Below are 17101 nucleotides of genomic sequence, written 5' to 3' on the forward strand. Positions count from 1 at the left end.
CCTCCCACACTCTCGGCGACAACAACGGGTTACGCGGGGCTGTATGTCGATTCGGCTTGGGGCAGCGGGGATCCGCCGCCGGGGGAGGAGAGCCGGGCCAGCGAGAGCGTGTGCCGCACCAGGGCCTGCAACGCCTCGGTGACCGAGGCGCGGTCCCGCGCGTCACACGTGATCAGCGGAACGTCCGGGCCGAGGGCGAGCGCGTCGCGCACCTCGTCGACCTCGTGCGTGAGTTCGCCGTCGAACCGGTTGATGGCGACGACGAACGGCAGGTCGGAGTCGTTCTCGAAGTAGTTGATGGCCGCGAACGACTGGTCCAGCCGCCGCGTGTCCACCAGCACGATCGCGCCCAGCGCACCGCGCGAGATGTCGTCCCACAGGAACCAGAACCGCGGCTGCCCGGGCGTGCCGAACAGGTACAGCAGCAGGTCCGAGTGCAGCGAGATCCGGCCGAAGTCCATCGCGACCGTGGTGGTGGACTTGCCGCCGTCCGGGGAGAGGTCGTCGACGCCCTGGCCCGCCTCGGTCATCCACGCCTCGGTGTTCAGCGGCGGCACCTCGGAGACCGAACCGACGAGAGTGGTCTTGCCGACCCCGAACCCACCCGCGATGACGATCTTCGCGGAGATCGTCGCCAGATCCTCGTCAGACGGGGAGGCGCTTGAGTCCATCGAGGATCCTCTCGAGCACGTTGGTGTCGTGGTGGAAGGTGTGCGCGGTGGGGTGGATGTAGATCGCCCCTTGCGAAGCCAGATCGCTGATCAGCACGCGGACCACGCCGAGCGGCATGGTGAGCCCGGAGGACAGCTCCGCGATCGAGATCTTGGTGCGGGCCCGCTCGTAGAGCGCCCGCGACTCCGGCATCAGGCTGTCGGCCAGCGCCGGGTCGTAGCGGGGCACCGAGATGAGCGTTTCCACCAGGAGGTGGTGTCTGGTCCTGGTGCGGCCACCGGTGAGCGCGTACGGGCGGACACGCCTGCTCCGCATCTTCTTCACCGGCGGGTCGGTTACGTCGTCACTGGACACCGTGGTCACTCCAACTCCTGGCCGGGCCTGTGCTTGTTGAAAACGCGCAGACACGATCGTGTCGCCGGGGCTCGGACTTGGTCATCAGGCCCACCTTCCGCTGCCCGACGGCCCGCCGCCACGCTCGCGGGCTTCGCCGACGCGCGTTCCTGGACTCACCACCGCAGGCCCCTCCCGTTCGCAGCCACTTCTGTCAGGCCTGCGGCCTGCGGGCGGTCAGCACGCGGCGGAGATCGGCGCGCATCTCGGGGGTGAGTACGTGGCCGGCGTTGGTGACGAACTGCGTCATCTCGTACGCGACGACCTTCATGTCGCATTCCGGGCCGGTCAGCACGGCAAGCCCGGCGCCGACCCCGATGCCCATGAACAGGAAGTACCCGCGGGTGAGCCGGATGATGATCTGCTCACAGTTTCCCTTGTCGAACAGGGTCGCGCTGTTGCCGGCGAGGCTGAGCAGGCCGCTGGAGATCGCCGCGAGCTGCTCGGCCGCCTCCCCGCTCACCCCTTCGGACGCGGTGAGCGGGAATCCGTCGGACGACATGATCAGGGCGTGGCTGACGCCGTGCACCTTCCGGACGAAGTCGTTGATCAACCACGTGAAGTCGTCTTTGTCTGCGCTTTTCTCGGCGGCCGTCACTGCTCGGTTTCCTTGGCTGGTTTCGTGTCGGTGCTGGTGTTTTCTCCCCGGGCGGCCCGTTCGCCGTCGGCGAAGGCGCCCAGGTCGGCGATCAGCTGGTCGTGACCGGCCTGGACGTCGGTTTCGGGCGCCGGGTCCGGCGCCGCGGAGCCCTCGGCCTGATCGGCGGAGCCCTTGATGCTGCGGGAAACCCGGCGCGGCAGCCCGCCCCGGGTGACGCCGTCCGTCGTCGGGGTGGGGGACGGTTTGCGACGCGCCAGCGGCGGCGCGCTGTGCGTGGCCGCCTCGCTCCGCCGCGGCAGGGCGGCCAGCGAGTTGCGGGACGGCCGTGCGGCGGCCACCGGCTGCGGTTCCGGTGCGGGCCGGGTGCTGCCGTTGGTTTGCGGGAAGACCACGGTCTGGGTGCCCGACCAGCTCGCTTCCGGGAGTTCGCAGACCAGCTCGGCCGGGAGCAGCACGGTCGCGGTGGTGCCGTGCGGCATCCGGCGTTCCAGCCGGGCCCGCATGCCGTGCCGCCCGGCGAGGCGGCGGACCACCGCGAGTCCCATGTGCTGCACGGAATCGTGGTCGAGCACCGGCGCGGCGTCCAGGCGGGCGTTGAGGTCGGCCAGCCGTTCGCCCGGCAGCCCGATGCCCTCGTCCTCGATGCGCACCAGCACGCTGCCCTGCTCGGTCAGGTGCGCGCTCACCCGCACCGCCGAGTTCGGCGGCGACTGGCCGGTGGCGTTGTCGAGTAGTTCGGCCAGCAGCCGGCTGAGGTCCTCGGCGGCGAATCCGACCACGCCCAGGGAAACCACGCGACCGATGGTGACCCGGGCGTAGTGGTCGATCGAGGACATCGCGGCGCGGACCACGTCGACCAGGGACGCCGTGTCCGACGCGGTGTCGCTGGCGTCGCGACCGGCGAGGACCCGCAGGTTCTCCGCGTTGCGCCGGAGCCGGGTGGCGAGGTGGTCGAGGCGGTACAGCTCGGCGAGCCGATCCTGGTCCTCCTCCTTCGCCTCCATCTCCTCCAGCTGGGCGAGCAGCGAGTCGACCAGGTTGAGGTCCCGCAGCGCGACGCTGGAACAGATGGCGATCAGCGCGTCCTCGGAGGTCATTTCCACTGGTCGCGGCGGTTCGAGGGCGCGCGGCGGGGTGGGCGCCGGTCGCGGGGCGGGGTCCGGGCGCTGGGTGCCGAGGAACTGCGCAGCCGCGGTGCGGGAACGACCGAACAGGCTTCGTGAACGATCAAGCAGCTCCCGTGCCCGCGTCGCCATGTCGTCAACCACTCCTCGTCGCGTACGGGTCCAGTTGGCCGACACAACGATCGGCGACAACGACAGCCATGCAATCAGACGTCGCCCGGGATGTCCACAACTAGTTCCGACGCGGTCGCTGGCCGTCACCTCGACTGCGCGTGTAGTGTCTGAACTTGATCTTCCCTTGATTGTCTACAAAGGACTATCGGGGTTGATCAGGTCGGGCGCGGTCCAGCCGTCCAGGTCGTATTCGGCCAGGCACTGCTCGGCGAAGCCGGTCATCGCGGCCGCGGCGCCGGACTGCTGCGCGGTGAAGAACAGGTCGGCCCGCACGCCCTCGTGGTTGCCGGAGTAGTTGCGCTCGTAGAGCTCGTGGCGGCCGCCGAACTCGCTGCCGATCGAGTCCCAGATCAGCTTCATCAGCTTGACCCGCTCCACCGAGTCGTAGCCGTTCGAGCCGCGCACGTACCGGTCGAGGTAGGGCCGGATCTCCGGCGAGGCGAAGTCGGCCGCGCTGGAGGGCAGGTAGATCAGGCCGCTGCCCAGGTCCTGCAGGATGATCTCGCGCACCCGCGGGTAGCCGATGGTCATGAACCAGCGGTAGGCCAGCCCGTAGTCCAGGTGCGGCAGCACCGCGCCGCCCTTCCACTCGTCGGGATGCGCGGCCATCGCGTCCGAGATCGCCCAGAACATGTTGCGCCAGGCGATGACCTCGCCGACCCGGGTCTGGATGCCCCGGAAGTCCTTGGTGCCGGTGGCGGCCACGCCCTTCATCAGCAGCCCGGCGAGGAAGTCGAGTTTGACCGCGAGCCGGGTCACGCCGTGGAAGGTGAAGCGGTGCAGGAAGCCCGAGCCGGGGAAGAACGTGCTCGCCTTCTCCGCGTCGCCGTAGATGAACACGTTCTCCCACGGGATCTTGACCCGGTCCAGGATGAAGATCGTGTCGTTCTCGTCGAACCGGGAGGACAGCGGGTAGTCGAACGGGCCGGTGGTGGCGTCCGCGACCGCGGCGTAGGAGTTGCGGCAGATCAGCTTCATCCCCGGCGCGCCCATCGGCACCGTGCAGACCAGCGCGAACTCCCGTTTCTTGATCGGCAGGCCGTAGTGCGCGAGGAAGTTGTAGTGCGTGATCGCCGAACCGGTGGCGACCACCTTCGCGCCGGACACGATCAGGCCGTCGTCCCGTTCCTCCTCGACGTGCAGGTAGACGTCCCGCACCTCGTCGGGATCCTTGTCGCGGTCCACCGGCGGGTTGATGATCGCGTGGTTCCAGTAGAGGACCCGCTCCTGCGATTCGGCGTACCAGCGGCGCGCGTTGTCCGCGAAGGGCTGGTAGAACTCGGAATTCGCGCCGAGGGTGCCGAGGAAGGCCGCCTTGTAGTCCGGGCTGCGGCCCAGCCAGCCGTAGGAGATCCGGGCCCAGGCGGCGATCGCGTCGCGGTCGGCGCGCAGATCGTCGGCACTGCGCGGGGTGCGGAAGAACGGATGCGTGAAACCGCCGCTGCCGGTGTCGGTCGGCGCGGTCAGGACGTCCCGCTGGTCCGGATCGTGCAACGCGTCGTAGAGGCGGGCGGTCATCCGCGCCGAATTGCGGAACGCGGGGTGCGTGGTGACGTCGTCGACCTTGTCGCCGTAGAGGAAGACCTCGCGCCCGTCACGCAGGCTTTCCAGGTACTCGTCGCCGGTCAGGGGACGTGTGGTCTTCGCTTCCGCGCCGGTCACCTTGTGCTCCTCTCCCAGGGGGTCACCCCTCATCGTGCCGTGTCGAGTTCGGAGAGCAGCAGGGCGATTTCGTCCTCGGTGTTGTAGTAGTGCACCGAGGCGCGGACCAGATCGGGCAGGTTCCGGCCGGTGAAGTCGTACTGGGCCGAGGTGCGCGAGGACACCGAAACGTTGATCTTCGCGGCGGCCAGCCGATCCTTGATCTCCCGCGCGGGCACCCCGGAAACGCTGAACGTGACGATCCCGCACTGCCGCGCGCCGGTGTCGTGCACGGTCACCCCGGGCAGCTGCCGCAGATCCGCGCGCAGCCGCGCGGCGAGCGCGGTCACCCGCTCCTCGATCGCGGGCAGGCCCCAGGAGAGCGCGTAATCGACCGCCGCGCCGAGACCCAGCGTGCCCGCGATGTCCTTCTCCCAGCACTCGAACCGCCGCGCCGAGGCGTGCACCCGGTACTCGTCCGGCGCGGTCCAGGTGGCCGAGTGCAGGTCGAGCATCGCGGGCTCGAGCCGTTCGCGCAGCCGCGGGTGCGCGTAGAGGAAACCGGTGCCCCGCGGTCCGCGCAGGTACTTCCGGCCGGTGACGCTCAGCGCGTCGCACCGCAACCGGCGCACGTCCAGGTCGAGCTGCCCCGCGGACTGGCAGGCGTCGAGCAGGAACGGGATCCCGGCGGCCTCGGCGACCGCGCCCACCTCCTCGGCCGGGTTGACCAGCCCGCCCTGGGTCGGCACGTGGTTCATCGCGATGAGCTTGACCCGGCCGTCGATCCGCCGCCGCAGATCCTCGACGTCCGGCTGCCCGGTCTCGTCGTCCTCGATCACCTCGACCGTCGCCCCGGTGCGCCGGGCGATCTGCAGGTAGGCGATCGCGTTGCTGCCGTACTCCGAGCGGCAGGTGAGGATCCGGTCGCCTGCGGAGAACGGGATCGCGTAGCAGATCGCCTGCCAGGCCCGGGTGGCGTGGTCGGTCACCGCGATGTCGTCGGCGTCCGCGTTCAGCATGGTGGCGATCGAGGAGTAGACGGCGTCCAGCCGGGGCCGGGCTTCGGCGGCGGCCTCGTACCCGCCGCGCCGCGACTCCGCGCGCAGGTGCTCGACGACCGTGTCGGTGACGATCGCGGGCGGCAGCGCGGCGCCGGCGTTGTTGAAGTGGGTCACCAGGCCGCAGCCCGGCGTCTCGTCCCGGGAGCGGCGCACATCCTGCATACTGAACATGTAATCTGAATACAGTACGAACACTTTGCATGCAACGTTGGAGCCGACCGCGATGACCAGGGACCCACTGCGGCGCGACCTCACCGCCGAGGTGACCGCTCGCGTGCTGGACGGCCGGTTGCCGGAGAACACGCGGGTGAACGAGGTGCGGCTCGCGGGCGAGCTGGGTGTCAGCCGGACCCCGTTGCGCGAGGCGCTGATCGGGCTCGCCGACCAGGGCCTGCTGGTTTCCGCGCCGGGCCGGGGATTCCTGGTTCCGCCGCTGGATCTGGAGGAGGCGCGGCGGCTCTACCCGCTGGTGGCCGAGCTGGAGGCGCTGGCCGTGCGCTGGACCGCGTTGCAGGATCTGCGCAGCCTCACCGGGTTGCTCGACGAGTGCTCCGACGAGATGGACCGGGCGGTCGAGGCGGGGGAGGAGCCGTCCGAACTCGATGACCGCTGGCACGGGCTGCTGCTGTCGCGGTGCGCGAATCCGCAGCTGCTCCGGTTGATCGCGCAGACCAAGCCGCTGCTCAAGCGGTACGAGGTGCTCTACTTCGGTGGCGTGGAACGGGCGCGGGAGAGCATCGGGGAACACCGGCGCGTCTCGGCCGCGATCCGGGACGGTGACCTGGCCGAGGCCACCAAGTGGCTCGTGCAGAACTGGGTGAAGGCGTCCGCGTATCTCGGTGCGGCCGAGTGACGCGGACCGGACGAAGGGCGGGACCATGATCGTGCTGGCGCACGTGAGCGACATCCACCTCGACGGCGGCGAACGCAGTGCCGAGCGGACCAGCCGCGTGCTGGACTACCTGAAGAACCTGCCGAGCCCGGTGGACGCGGTGCTGGTGACCGGGGATATCGCCGATCACGGGCTCGCCGCGGAGTACCGCCAGGCGCGGGCGCTGCTTTCCTTGCCCTACCCCGTTTTCCACTGCCCCGGGAACCACGACAAGCGGCCCCAGTACCGGGAGTTCCTGCTCGGCGAGCCCGCGGCGGAGGGGCCGATCAACCAGTTCGGGGCGGCCGGGGGCGCGGTTTTCGCGCTGTGCGATTCGAGCATTCCCGGGCAGGGCGACGGTTTCCTCGACGACGAGACGCTCGCCTGGCTGGACGGTGTGCTCGCCGAAAACGCCGATCTCCCCGCGTTCGTCTGCTTCCACCACCCACCGGTGGAACTGCACCAGCCCCTCATCGACGCCATCCGGCAGACCGGGGAGGACCGGCTGGCCGGGGTGATCGAACGCCACCCGAACGTCGCCGCGCTGCTGTGCGGGCACGCGCACACCCCGGCCGCCACGACGTTCGCCGGTCGCCCGCTGCGAGTGGCGCCCGGGGTGGTCTCCACGCTCGAACTCCCCTGGGAACACCTGGGAAACCGCGCGTTCGCCGACGGCGGCCCGCTGGACTACGACCAGCCGCCCGCGATCGCCTTCCACGTCCTCGACGACACCGGCCGCCTCACCACCCACTACCGCGTCGTCCCCTGACCGGCCCCGAAAGCGCGCGCACTTTCGCTATTGAGCCGAGCGCCCACGAGAGGATGGGAATTCCCCCACAATTTATCTCATCGCGAAAAGCAATAGCGGATCGTTACTACACTAATGCCGGATCGGGGCCGAAGGGTTTCCCGGCCCCGCCAGCGGCGTCGTAGGGTCGCTGCGGATTTCCGGCCTTGCGAGGTGCTCTGGTGGTGGTCGATCCTGTTTTGCCGCCCGGCGAGCGCATCCGGCTGTACCGCAGGCGGGCTGGGCTCACGCAGGAGCAGTGCGCGCAGCTCAAGGGGTGCACGGCGTCGGCGTGGCGGAAGTGGGAATCCGGCGAGCGGCAGGTGGCCGCGTTTTCCGACTGGATCGAGATCGCCAGGATCCTCCGGGTGCGGGACCTGTACAAGCTGACCGGGCTGCCCGTTGGCGAGCTGCCGGACGAGCCGGCCGAGCACGCCACGGTGCCCGCGATCCGGGCCGCGATGACCTCGTTCGATCCGCGTCTCGCCGCCGAGCCCGATGTCGCCAGGCTGCACCGGGCGGTCGAGACGACGTGGACCATCTGGCAGGAGCGGCGCCCGTTCACGCAGGTCGGTTCGATGCTCCCCGGTCTGATCACCGAGGTCCGGGCGACCATTCCGGTCATCGACGGGCCCGAGCGCGCCTGCCTGCTGCGCGCCGCGTCGATGCTCTACTTCCTGGCCAGGGCGTTCACCAAACGGGTCGGTGCGCACGATGTGTCGCTGCTGGCCGCCGATCGGGCCATGGCCGCCGCGATCAAGGCCGACGACCTCGACTTCCGGGCGGCGGCGGCCTGGAATGTCGGGATGATCCTGGCCGAGCAGGGGCATGTCGAGGTGGTGCAGGAGCTTGCCCGGGACGCGGCCGCCAAGCTGGAGCCGACGTTGTCGGACGGTTCGCCCGAGCGGATGAGCGTCTTCGGCGCCCTGCACCTGCTTCGCGCCGTGCAGTTCGCGCGGCTCGGCGACGAGCACGGGGTGGTGAGCGCGCTGGACACGGCCGAAGACGTGGCGGCGCGACTCGGTGAGCGCAACGACTTCCGGACCGTCTTCGGCCCGACCAACGTCGGTATCTACCGGATGTGGCTCGCCGTCGAGCTTTCCAAACCCGGTGAGGCGATCCGCCAGGCCCAGCGCTACGACATCACCACGGTCCCGAGTGTGGAGCGGCGGTTTTCGCACTACGTCGAGCTCGCCAGGGCCTACAGCATTCGCGCGGAGGACGTCGCCGCGATCCATCTGCTGCTGCGCGCCGAGCAGGAGTCGGCCGAGGAACTGCGGTTCAACGTCGAGGTCCGCGCGATGGTGCGGGAACTGCTCCGCCGGGAGAGCCCGGTCACCCGCATCGAACTCCGCCCGCTCGCCGACCGCATCGGCGTGCTCCGCTGAACCTGGACGCGCCGGGCGACCGGCACATCGCGGGGCGCAGCGTCGTACCACGTCCGGTGTGAGTTTTTCGCGGGGAACGCGCTTAGCCTGAAAGTGCCTAATTGCGAGGCGTTACCTCAATTTCCGCTGCGCCCATTCGGGGCCGGAATCAGCGCGGCCTTTTCCCGGGCGTTCGGAGCGGACGGATTGGAGACCGCGATGTCCACGACCGGTGCACCGAGGATTTCCCTGCCGTCCCGGCGGTCCTGGTGGCTCGCCGGTGGCGTGCTCGGTTTGGCGTTCGGCTATTTCTTCTGGTACACGCCCTATGCGGCGCTGACCAAGGCATTGTCGTCCGGCCTGTTACCCGGCATGGATTCCCGCGTGGGTGGGCTGGTGCTCTTACCGGCCGCGGCGCTGGGCACCCTGGCCGGTGTCCCGCTGTTCCTGATCATCTCCGGTTGGTGGCGCTATCTCGGCACCCGCCGGTTGCTCGGCAGGGCGACGCGGTTCCCCGGTCCCGCGATGATTCTCACCGGGTTCTGCATGGCGCTGGTCATCGCGACGACCACGCTGAACTACACGTTCACCGGCGTCTCGATCCTGTTCATGCTGCTGATGATGCGAGCGGGAGTGCTGGTCCTCTCGCCGATCGTGGACACCATCCGCCGCCGAACGGTCCGCGTCCACTCGTGGGCGGCGCTGGTGTTGAGCCTGTTCGCCGTGCTCACGGCGCTCGGTGACGTCAGCGACCATCGGCTCACCCTCGCCGCCGTGCTCAGCCTCGCCGGGTACTTCCTCGGCTACCTCGGCCGGTTCGAGATCATGAGCCGGGTCGCCAAGACCGGCGACGAACGGACCGACCGGCGCTACCTCGCCGAAGAAGCGGTCTGCGCGGCCGTCTGGCAGTTCGTGCTGTGCGCGGCACTGGCGCTGCTGGGCGCCGGTCCCGTGTCCAGTGCCCTGCGCGAGGGGTTCACCACGTTCCTGTCCACCCCGGCGGTGCTGCCCGCCTTCGGCATCGGCCTGCTCTATTCGGCGCTGTACGTGTACGGCACGCTGATCTACCTCGACCCTCGCGAATACACCTGGTGCGTACCGGCGAACCGTTGTGCGAGCCTGGTTTCCGGCCTCGTGGCCTCGTTCGGCTTGACCTGGTTGACCGGTATCGCGGCACCCGGCGGCGGCCAGCTCGTCGCGACCGGCTTCGTCCTCCTCGCGATTCTCGCGCTGAGCTATCCGGCCCTCGTCACGGCCGGGCGGCGCGCCGGTGCCCACGCCGCCCGGCCGTTGCTGCTGTTCGTGTGCGGTGGCAACACCTGCCGCTCGGCCATGGCCGAAGCCATCGCGCGCACCGTTCTCGATCGTCGGCGGGTGCTCAGCGCGGGCCTCGACGCCGAACCCGGTGCGCCCATGCCCGCCGAGGCGATGACCGCGCTACGTGAACTCGGGATACCCGCGAACCAGCACCGAGCCCGCCGGCTGACTCCCGAGATGATCGGCAAGGCCGATGCGGTGTACTGCATGACCACCGCGCAGCGCTTGGCCGTGGTGTCCCTCGCCCCCGATGCCGCCGGAAAGACGACCCGCCTCGACCTCGAGGGCGACATCCCCAATCCGCACGGGCAACCCCAACCCGAATACCGGCGCTGCGCCGACCGCATCCGGCACGCGATCACCCGGCGGCTGGCCACGACCGGAAGCTAGCCCGGCCGGACGCCGCCCCAGTGCGTGGTTCGGCATGGTGCCACCGCCGGTGTCAGTGACCCGCGAGTAGCGCCTTTCACTGGAACTCATCTCTTACTGGGTGGGCCGGTCGGCCGTTTCGGCCATCGTGTGCAGCGGGCAACAATTGGTCTGGACCAACACCCGCTGCCAGCGTCCCATGAAGTCGATCGGAGCGGCAATCGTGGACAACGCCGAAACCGCGGCCGGGCTCGGCCGGTCCTCGAAGACCGAACGCCCCCGGTTCTCCCGCCGGGCACTCGTCGCCGGAGCCGCGGGAAACCTCATCGAGTTCTACGACTCCGCGATCTACACCCTGCTCGCGCCGGTGTTCTCCCAGCAGTTCTTCCCGACCGGCAACCGGGCGATCGCGCTGCTGTACACCTATGGCATCGTCGTCGGCGTCTCCTTCGTGGTGCGCCCCCTCGCTTCGATGCTGCTGTCCCCGTACGGCGACCGGCACGGACGCGGCCGGCTGCTTTCGCGCACCCTGTTCATCATGGGCTCCGGTCTGCTGCTGATCGGGTTGACCCCCACGTACCAGACGATCGGCTGGGTCGCTCCGGTGCTCCTGATCGTCGGCCGGGGCATGCAGAACGTGTCCCAGGCCGGGGAGTTCCAGGCGGCAGCGGCATTCCTCGTCGAGCATGCCCCGCCGAAACACCGGGCGACGACGGGTTCCCTGCAGTACGTGAGTTCCGCACTCGGCATCCTGTCCGCCACGCTGGTGGCGAGCCTGGTCACCAGCCTCTTCCCGAAAGACGTGCTCAACGCGTGGGGCTGGCGGGTGCCGTTCGTGGTCGGCGCCGGGCTCTGCCTGTTCGGGACGTACCTGCGGCGGCGGGCTCCGGAAAGTCCGCTGTTCACCAAGCTGGCGACCGCCGGGCGGATCGTGCGCAAACCGGTGCGGTCCGCGATCCGCACGCACGGCTCGGGCCTGTTCTTCGTGGCCGCCCTGCAACTGAGCCAGGTCACGTTCTACGTCTGGCAGGTCTTCCTGCCCACCTATGCCAGCCTCGTGGCCAAGTTCCCGCTCGGCACCGCGCTGCCCCTGAGCGCGGTCGCGCTGGCGGCGTTCATCGTGGCTCTCCCGCTGGTGGGCATGCTGTCCGACCGGCTGACCGGGCGCAAGCCGCTCATCGTCCTCGAGGCGGCCTGCTTCGCGGTGTTCGCCTACCCGGCGCTTTCCCTGCTGCAGCAGCCAACCCCCGGCCGGTACCTGCTCGTGGCGGTCGTCGGCAACCTGCTGCTCGCGCTCACCTACGCCAACGTGAGCGCGCTGTACTGCGAGTTGTTCCCGACCGGGGTGCGCGCCTCCGGTGTCGGCGTGGCGTACAACCTGGCGATCACGATCTTCGGCGGCAGCACGCCCATCGTGGCGACTTCGACCATCGCCGCACACCACAACCTGGCCCTCGGCTACTACATCATGGTGCTGGAAGGAATCGCCGCGCTGGTGTTCTTGTTCCTGCTGCCGGAAACCCGCGGCCGCGACCTCGACGAGGTATCGGTCACAGCACCGGGAGGATGACCTGGGACGGGTGGGCGGCGTCGTGCAGGATCTCGAAGCTGGTCGGGCGGGAGGTCACCGCGCCGACTGCCGGGGAATCCGGGCGTAGCCGGACGATCCCGTCGCACACGTTGCGCGAACACGTCCCCGTGCCCGGTGTCGGTGCGCGAGTCCCCCGTTCCGGACGTGCGACTGAGAAAACCCCAATGCGGCATTCGGGGCGTTGAAGGTTCCGAATGCCGCATTGGGGGACTCTCGACTCAGGCCGCCCGGTCGAGTTCGACGGCGAGGTCGCCGACCACCCGCAGGTCGTCGCCGCCGGAGAACGGCAGGAGTGCCGCGGGGTCGGCACCGGCCAGCGCCAGCGCCGCCGCGGTCACCGGCATCCGCGCCCGCTCCCCGCCGTCGGAGATCTTGACGGCGACGCTCGTGCCGTCCGGCAGCGCGGCCACCTGCACCGCCTCGAAACCGTCCTTCGCGATCAGCCCGGGCACCGCCCGAATCAGCCGGGTGACCTCGCGCCGGCTGCCGCCGAGTAGCTCCGGGTGGCGGCGAATCGCGTGGGCGACCCGGTGTTCCGCGCTGCCGTCCGGCGCGGACGCGATCCGGCCGATCGCCGTGGCGAGCCCGCGCAGCGACACCGCGAACAGCGGCGCGCCGCAGCCGTCCACCGCCACCCGCGCGACCGGCTCGTCGGCCAGGTCCTCGACGGTCCGCGCGATCTCCTGCTGCAGCGGGTGATACGCGTTCAGGTAGTCCACAGTGGACCATCCGTGGCGGCGGGTGACCGAGAGCATCGCGGCATGCTTCCCGGAACAGTTGTGCGCCAGCCTGCGCGCGTCCCGCCCGGCCGACACCCAGGCGTCCCGTTCCACCGGATCGAACGGGAGATCCGCCGGATTGCGCAGATCCGCCTCGCCGAGCCCGGCCGAGTCCAGGATCCGTTCCGCACCGGCGAGATGCATTCCCTCGCCGGAGTGGCTGGACGCCGCCAGCGCCAGCAGTTCCGGCGGCAGGTCCAGGCCCAGCCGGGTCATCGCGGTGGCCTGCAGCGGTTTGGCCGCCGATCGCGGGTAGCACGCGCCGTCGATGTCCCCGGCCTGGAACAGCGTGGTCCCGTCCGGCGCCAGCACCACGACCGATCCGTAGTGGACGCTCTCGGTCATTCCGCCGCGCAGCACGTGCAGCAGGGGCGCGTGGTGCGGCGCGCGGATCTCCGCCGGTCTACGCATGGGTTTCCGGCGCCTTGTCGAACACCGAGGTGTCGATCCGCCTGCGCACGAAGAACCAGCCGATCACCAGGGCCAGCGCGATCACCGGCAGCGCGAGCACGGTGACCCGCCCGGCCGGTTTGTCGAACCACATCAGCACCACGACCGTGGCCAGGAACGCCAGCGTGACGATCTCGGTGACCGGCGAACCGGGCAGCCGGTACGCGGGCCGGGTGACCTCGCCGCGCTTCGCCTTGCGCCAGAACAGCAGGTGCGACAGCACGATGATCGCCCAGGTGCCCAGGATGCCGATCGCCGCGAAGTTCAGCACGATCTCGAACGCGTCCTTGGGCACCAGGTAGTTGAGCACCACGCCGAGCACGCAGACGCTGGAGGTCAGCAGGATCCCGCCGTAGGGCACGTTCCGCGAGTTCATCACGCCGGTGAACTTCGGCGACGAACCGGCGATCGCCATCGAGCGCAGGATGCGCCCGGTCGAGTACAGCCCCGAGTTCAGGCTCGACATCGCCGCGGTCAGCACGACCAGGTTCATCACGTCACCGGCGGCCGGAACGCCGATGTGGGACAGCACGGTGACGAACGGGCTTTCCGACTTCGAGTACGAACTCCACGGCATCAGCATCGCGAGCAGCACGACCGAGCCGACGTAGAAGATCCCGATCCGCCACATGATCGAGTTGATGGCCTTCGGCATGACCTTCTCCGGGTGCTCGGTCTCACCCGCGGCCACGCCGACCAGCTCGGTCGAGGCGTAGGCGAACACCACCCCCTGCACGATCAGCACCATCGGCAGCACGCCGTTCGGGAAGACGCCGCCGTGGTCGGCGATCAGCTGCGGCCCGGGCGCGGTGCCGTCGATCGGGTGCTGGGTGACCAGCAGGAAGATCGCGATCGCCATGAAGATCACCAGCGCGGCGACCTTGATGATGGAGAACCAGAACTCCAGCTCGCCGAACAGCTTCACCGAGACCAGGTTCAGCGAGAGCACCACGGCCAGCGCGATCAGCGCGAGCACCCACTGCGGGATCGGGCTGAACAGGCTCCAGTAGTGGGCGTACAGCGCGATCGCGGTGGTGTCCGCGATACCGGTGGTCGACCAGTTCAGGAAGTGCATCCAGCCCGCGACGAACGCGCCGCGCTCGCCCATGAACTCCCGGGCGTAGGAGACGAACGCGCCCGAGGACGGCCGGTACAGCACGAGTTCGCCCAGCGAGCGCACCACGAAGAAGGCGAACAGGCCGCACAGCGCGTACACGATGGCGAGCGCGGGCCCGGCCTGCGCGAGCCGCCCACCGGCGCCCAGGAAGAGCCCGGTGCCGATCGCGCCGCCGATCGCGATCATCTTGATGTGCCGGGCCTTCAGCGACTTGCTGTAGCCGTGGTCACCGGCGTCGACATGCTCGGCCGTCTGCCGGAGCAGGGTCTGGTCGGTCACGGTGGTTACTCGTCTCCGCTCGGGTTCGTCGCGCGGTCCGGCCGCACGATGGTGTTCAACGCCGCCTCGACATGATCGAGGTGGGCCGTCATCGCCTCGACGGCGGCCCGTTCCGAGCGGTCCGCGATCGCCGTGACGATCGCCTGGTGCTCGATGTTCGACCGGGTCCGACGGCCGCCCAACTGGTTGAGGAAGCTCGACTGCCGGGCCAGCGCATCCCGGATTTCCTCGATGACCTTGCCGAAGACCGGGTTGCCGCTGGCCTGCGCGATGGTGATGTGGAACAGCGAGTCCAGCGCGACCCAGGCGGTGTTGTCGGTCTCGACCTCCATCCGCGCGACGAGGTGGTTGAGCAGGTCGAGGTCGTCGGAGCTGCGGCGCACCGCCGCGTATCCGGCCACCGGGATCTCCACGTGGCGGCGCACCTCGAACAGGTCGCGCGCCGAGTACGGCCCGAATGTCGGGTTCTCGGCCGGGGCGGGGGCCGTCACGAAGGTGCCCTTCCCGGTCTGCGATACGGTCAGGCCCAGCGCTTGGAGGCCCCGCAGCGCTTCCCGGATGACCGAGCGGCTGACCTCGAACTCCCGGGCCAGGCTCGCCTCCGCGGGCAGCTTGTCGCCGACGGCGTACTCACCCCGCTCGATGGCGGCGCGGAGGTGCGCGAGCACGGCCTCCATGGCGCTCACCCGGCGAGGCGGACCTTGTCCGACTGTCCGGCTGTCAGACAGGTTCACGAGGAGGCATCGTGATCGTCACCGCCGCGCGTTGTCAAGCGAACGGGTGAACGAGCTTTCATGAGGGGACCCCTCCAGACAGATCTTGTCTGGAGGGGTCCCCTCATGACAGTCCAGGTCAAACCGTTTTGAGCACGCCACCGTCGGCGAGGTAGTCGGCGCCGTTGAGGTTCCCGGCCAGCGGCGAGGCCAGGAAGGTGACCAGGGCCGCGGTCTCGGCCGGTTCGGTGAGCCGCCCGGTGGTGATGCCCATGCGCGCGGGCACCTCGGCGAGGAACCGGTCCAGGTCGGCCCCCTCGGCGCGGGCCAGGTCACCGGCGTAGCCGCCCGGATCGGACCAGTTCCGCGTGCGGGTCGGGCCGGGGGAGACGGTCAGTGCGCGCACGCCCCGGCCGCCGAACTCCTCGGCCAGCGCCTTGCTCAGATTGGTCAGGGCCGCCTTCGCGGTGCCGTAGTCGACCGGCGGGAACGCCGCCCGCGCGCCGATCGACGAGATGTTGATGATCACCCCGCGCCGCCGCAGCAGGCTCGGCAGCGCGCCCCGGGTGACCCGCACGGTCCCGAAGAGGTTCAGCTCGAACGTCCGCTGCCACGACTCGTCGTCGATGTCCAGGAAACCGGCCGCGCGCATGCTGGCCGGGACCACCCCGCCGACGTTGTTGACCAGGACGTCGAACTCGCCGAGCGCCGCGGCGGCCTGGTCGACCAGCGCCGCCGCGCCCGCCGGGGTGGCCAGGTCCGCGGTGATCGCGGTGACGCCGGGGAGCGCGGCGAGTTCCGGTGTGACGGTTCTCGCTCCGGCGGCGACCCGCACCCCCTCGGCCGCGAGCGCGCGGGTGATCTCCAGGCCGATGCCCCGGCTCGCGCCGGTGACCAGGGCCGTTTTCCCGGTGAGTTGAAGATCCACTTCGGTTCCTTTCTTGAACTTGAGTTACAAAATAACCGCAGCAAAGCGGCCTTGCTCCCGGTGACCGGGGGTCAGATCGCGCGCAGGGTCGTCTCGACCAGGTGGGCGAGCCGCTCCGGGCTCGGGTCGGCTTTCGCGAGCACGCGGATGCCGTTGATCGTGGTGAGCAGGAAGTCCGCCAGGGCCGTCGCGTCGACACCGGCGTCGATGTCCCCGGCGCGCTGGCCTTCCTCGATGGTGCTGCGGAACGCGGCGGCCTGGCGGTCCAGGGTCCGGCGCACCAGGTGGTCCACGGTCTCGTCCTGCCCGGCGAACTCGACCGCCGCGTTCGTGACCAGGCAACCGCGGCGCTCGGTGTCCGCGAGCGCCGCGTCGACCACCAGGTCGAGCGCCGCGCGCAGCCGGTCCCGCGCGGGGCCCGGTCCGTCCAGCACCTCGATCAGCCGGACCGTCTCCCGCTCGTAGTACCGGCGCAGGGCGCGTTCGTACAGCTCGTGCTTGCCGCGGAACGCGTTGTACAGGCTGCCTCGGCCGATGCCGATCGCGTCGACCAGGTTCTGCGGCGTGGTGTTCGCGTACCCCTTGGTCCAGAACACCTCCAGCGCGCGGTCGACGGCGACCTCGGGGTCGAAGCTCTTCGAACGGGCCATGGGCGTACCGTAGCTTGTATTGGAACTAGGGGTCAAATATCTCGAGTCGGCGCGGCACCCGCCGGATTGTCGGGGGCACGGGCTAGGCTGGGCAGCCCAGGTCGCGTGGGTGTCGTTCGGTTGATCTTCAGGGGAGGTTTTTGCTGGTGTCGAAGGATTCTTTCGTCCACCTGCATGTCCACACCGAGTACTCGATGCTCGATGGTGCGGCGAAGAT

18 protein-coding genes are annotated in these 17101 nt (G+C 69.7%); 5 read left to right on the forward strand and 13 right to left on the reverse strand.

Annotation, left to right across the window (positions count from 1 at the left end; translation table 11 throughout):
- Positions 1–29 precede the first annotated feature (29 nt).
- From FXO23_RS40090 to FXO23_RS40115, 6 genes are all read right to left on the reverse strand, one after another.
- A complete protein-coding gene (locus FXO23_RS40090) occupies positions 30–671 on the reverse strand; it encodes a GTP-binding protein (RefSeq protein ID WP_158892260.1) in 642 nt (213 codons plus the stop codon).
- A complete protein-coding gene (locus tag FXO23_RS40095) occupies positions 646–987 on the reverse strand; it encodes a DUF742 domain-containing protein (protein WP_158892290.1) in 342 nt (113 codons plus the stop codon). Before FXO23_RS40095 ends, FXO23_RS40090 begins: the two co-directional genes overlap by 26 nt.
- Positions 988–1219: 232 nt before the next feature.
- Positions 1220–1663, reverse strand: coding sequence for a roadblock/LC7 domain-containing protein (locus FXO23_RS40100; RefSeq protein WP_158892262.1), 444 nt, complete (start codon positions 1661–1663; stop codon positions 1220–1222).
- On the reverse strand, positions 1660–2922 hold the full coding sequence (locus FXO23_RS40105; RefSeq protein WP_158892264.1) for an ATP-binding protein: 1263 nt from the start codon (positions 2920–2922) through the stop codon (positions 1660–1662). Before FXO23_RS40105 ends, FXO23_RS40100 begins: the two co-directional genes overlap by 4 nt.
- Before the next feature lie 174 nt (positions 2923–3096).
- A complete protein-coding gene (locus FXO23_RS40110; RefSeq protein ID WP_246258309.1) occupies positions 3097–4626 on the reverse strand; it encodes a 4-hydroxyphenylacetate 3-hydroxylase N-terminal domain-containing protein in 1530 nt (509 codons plus the stop codon).
- Positions 4627–4655: 29 nt separating this feature from the next.
- On the reverse strand, positions 4656–5837 hold the full coding sequence (locus tag FXO23_RS40115; protein ID WP_218952294.1) for an aminotransferase class V-fold PLP-dependent enzyme: 1182 nt from the start codon (positions 5835–5837) through the stop codon (positions 4656–4658).
- A 52-nt stretch (positions 5838–5889) separates the two neighbouring features.
- Between FXO23_RS40115 and FXO23_RS40120 the strand changes: the two genes are divergently transcribed.
- From FXO23_RS40120 to FXO23_RS40140, 5 genes are all read left to right on the forward strand, one after another.
- Positions 5890–6519, forward strand: a complete 630-nt coding sequence (locus FXO23_RS40120) for a GntR family transcriptional regulator (RefSeq protein WP_158892268.1) — start codon at positions 5890–5892, stop codon at positions 6517–6519.
- A gap of 25 nt (positions 6520–6544) precedes the next feature.
- On the forward strand, positions 6545–7306 hold the full coding sequence (locus FXO23_RS40125) for a phosphodiesterase (RefSeq protein ID WP_158892294.1): 762 nt from the start codon (positions 6545–6547) through the stop codon (positions 7304–7306).
- Positions 7307–7509: 203 nt separating this feature from the next.
- Positions 7510–8712: a helix-turn-helix domain-containing protein gene (locus FXO23_RS40130; protein ID WP_218952295.1), complete on the forward strand. Its 1203-nt coding sequence runs from the start codon at positions 7510–7512 to the stop codon at positions 8710–8712.
- 198 nt (positions 8713–8910) lie between these two features.
- Complete coding sequence (locus FXO23_RS51195) at positions 8911–10398, forward strand: arsenate reductase/protein-tyrosine-phosphatase family protein (RefSeq protein WP_218952296.1); 1488 nt, start codon at positions 8911–8913, stop codon at positions 10396–10398.
- Between the two features lie 178 nt (positions 10399–10576).
- Entirely contained in the window at positions 10577–11947 is a 1371-nt protein-coding gene (locus FXO23_RS40140) for an MFS transporter (RefSeq protein WP_218952297.1), read from the forward strand.
- Here FXO23_RS40140 and FXO23_RS52375 read toward each other — a convergent pair.
- The 7 genes from FXO23_RS52375 to FXO23_RS51200 form a co-directional block, all read right to left on the reverse strand.
- On the reverse strand, positions 11928–12056 hold the full coding sequence (locus FXO23_RS52375) for a hypothetical protein (RefSeq protein ID WP_281356709.1): 129 nt from the start codon (positions 12054–12056) through the stop codon (positions 11928–11930). The two genes, FXO23_RS40140 and FXO23_RS52375, sit on opposite strands and share 20 nt — an antisense overlap.
- 130 nt (positions 12057–12186) lie before the next feature.
- On the reverse strand, positions 12187–13158 hold the full coding sequence (locus FXO23_RS40145; RefSeq protein ID WP_158892271.1) for an asparaginase: 972 nt from the start codon (positions 13156–13158) through the stop codon (positions 12187–12189).
- Positions 13151–14593, reverse strand: coding sequence for an amino acid permease (locus FXO23_RS40150; RefSeq protein WP_158892273.1), 1443 nt, complete (start codon positions 14591–14593; stop codon positions 13151–13153). The genes FXO23_RS40145 and FXO23_RS40150 overlap by 8 nt, the downstream gene beginning before the upstream one ends.
- A 5-nt stretch (positions 14594–14598) precedes the next feature.
- A complete protein-coding gene (locus FXO23_RS40155) occupies positions 14599–15270 on the reverse strand; it encodes a FadR/GntR family transcriptional regulator (RefSeq protein WP_158892300.1) in 672 nt (223 codons plus the stop codon).
- 175 nt (positions 15271–15445) lie between these two features.
- Positions 15446–16234, reverse strand: coding sequence for an SDR family NAD(P)-dependent oxidoreductase (locus FXO23_RS40160; protein ID WP_158892275.1), 789 nt, complete (start codon positions 16232–16234; stop codon positions 15446–15448).
- A 71-nt stretch (positions 16235–16305) separates the two neighbouring features.
- Positions 16306–16884, reverse strand: coding sequence for a TetR/AcrR family transcriptional regulator (locus FXO23_RS40165; RefSeq protein ID WP_158892277.1), 579 nt, complete (start codon positions 16882–16884; stop codon positions 16306–16308).
- 32 nt (positions 16885–16916) lie between these two features.
- Positions 16917–17101 (reverse strand): hypothetical protein (locus FXO23_RS51200; protein ID WP_218952298.1); only part of this gene is annotated, 185 nt, incomplete at its 5' end.

Source organism: Amycolatopsis anabasis, from assembly GCF_009765355.1.
GTDB lineage: Bacteria > Actinomycetota > Actinomycetes > Mycobacteriales > Pseudonocardiaceae > Amycolatopsis > Amycolatopsis anabasis.

What these genes read in the sequence shown, in the direction of transcription:
- FXO23_RS40125 (WP_158892294.1), top strand. Translation starts at nt 6,545, where the DNA reads ATGATCGTGCTGGCGCACGTGAGCGACATCCACCTCGACGGCGGCGAA.
- FXO23_RS40120 (WP_158892268.1), top strand. Translation starts at nt 5,890, where the DNA reads ATGACCAGGGACCCACTGCGGCGCGACCTCACCGCCGAGGTGACCGCT.
- FXO23_RS40105 (WP_158892264.1), bottom strand. Translation starts at nt 2,922, where the DNA reads ATGGCGACGCGGGCACGGGAGCTGCTTGATCGTTCACGAAGCCTGTTC.
- FXO23_RS40090 (WP_158892260.1), bottom strand. Translation starts at nt 671, where the DNA reads ATGGACTCAAGCGCCTCCCCGTCTGACGAGGATCTGGCGACGATCTCC.
- FXO23_RS40165 (WP_158892277.1), bottom strand. Translation starts at nt 16,884, where the DNA reads ATGGCCCGTTCGAAGAGCTTCGACCCCGAGGTCGCCGTCGACCGCGCG.
- FXO23_RS40145 (WP_158892271.1), bottom strand. Translation starts at nt 13,158, where the DNA reads ATGCGTAGACCGGCGGAGATCCGCGCGCCGCACCACGCGCCCCTGCTG.
- FXO23_RS40095 (WP_158892290.1), bottom strand. Translation starts at nt 987, where the DNA reads ATGCGGAGCAGGCGTGTCCGCCCGTACGCGCTCACCGGTGGCCGCACC.
- FXO23_RS51195 (WP_218952296.1), top strand. Translation starts at nt 8,911, where the DNA reads ATGTCCACGACCGGTGCACCGAGGATTTCCCTGCCGTCCCGGCGGTCC.
- FXO23_RS40155 (WP_158892300.1), bottom strand. Translation starts at nt 15,270, where the DNA reads ATGGAGGCCGTGCTCGCGCACCTCCGCGCCGCCATCGAGCGGGGTGAG.
- FXO23_RS40115 (WP_218952294.1), bottom strand. Translation starts at nt 5,837, where the DNA reads ATGTTCAGTATGCAGGATGTGCGCCGCTCCCGGGACGAGACGCCGGGC.
- FXO23_RS40140 (WP_218952297.1), top strand. Translation starts at nt 10,577, where the DNA reads ATGAAGTCGATCGGAGCGGCAATCGTGGACAACGCCGAAACCGCGGCC.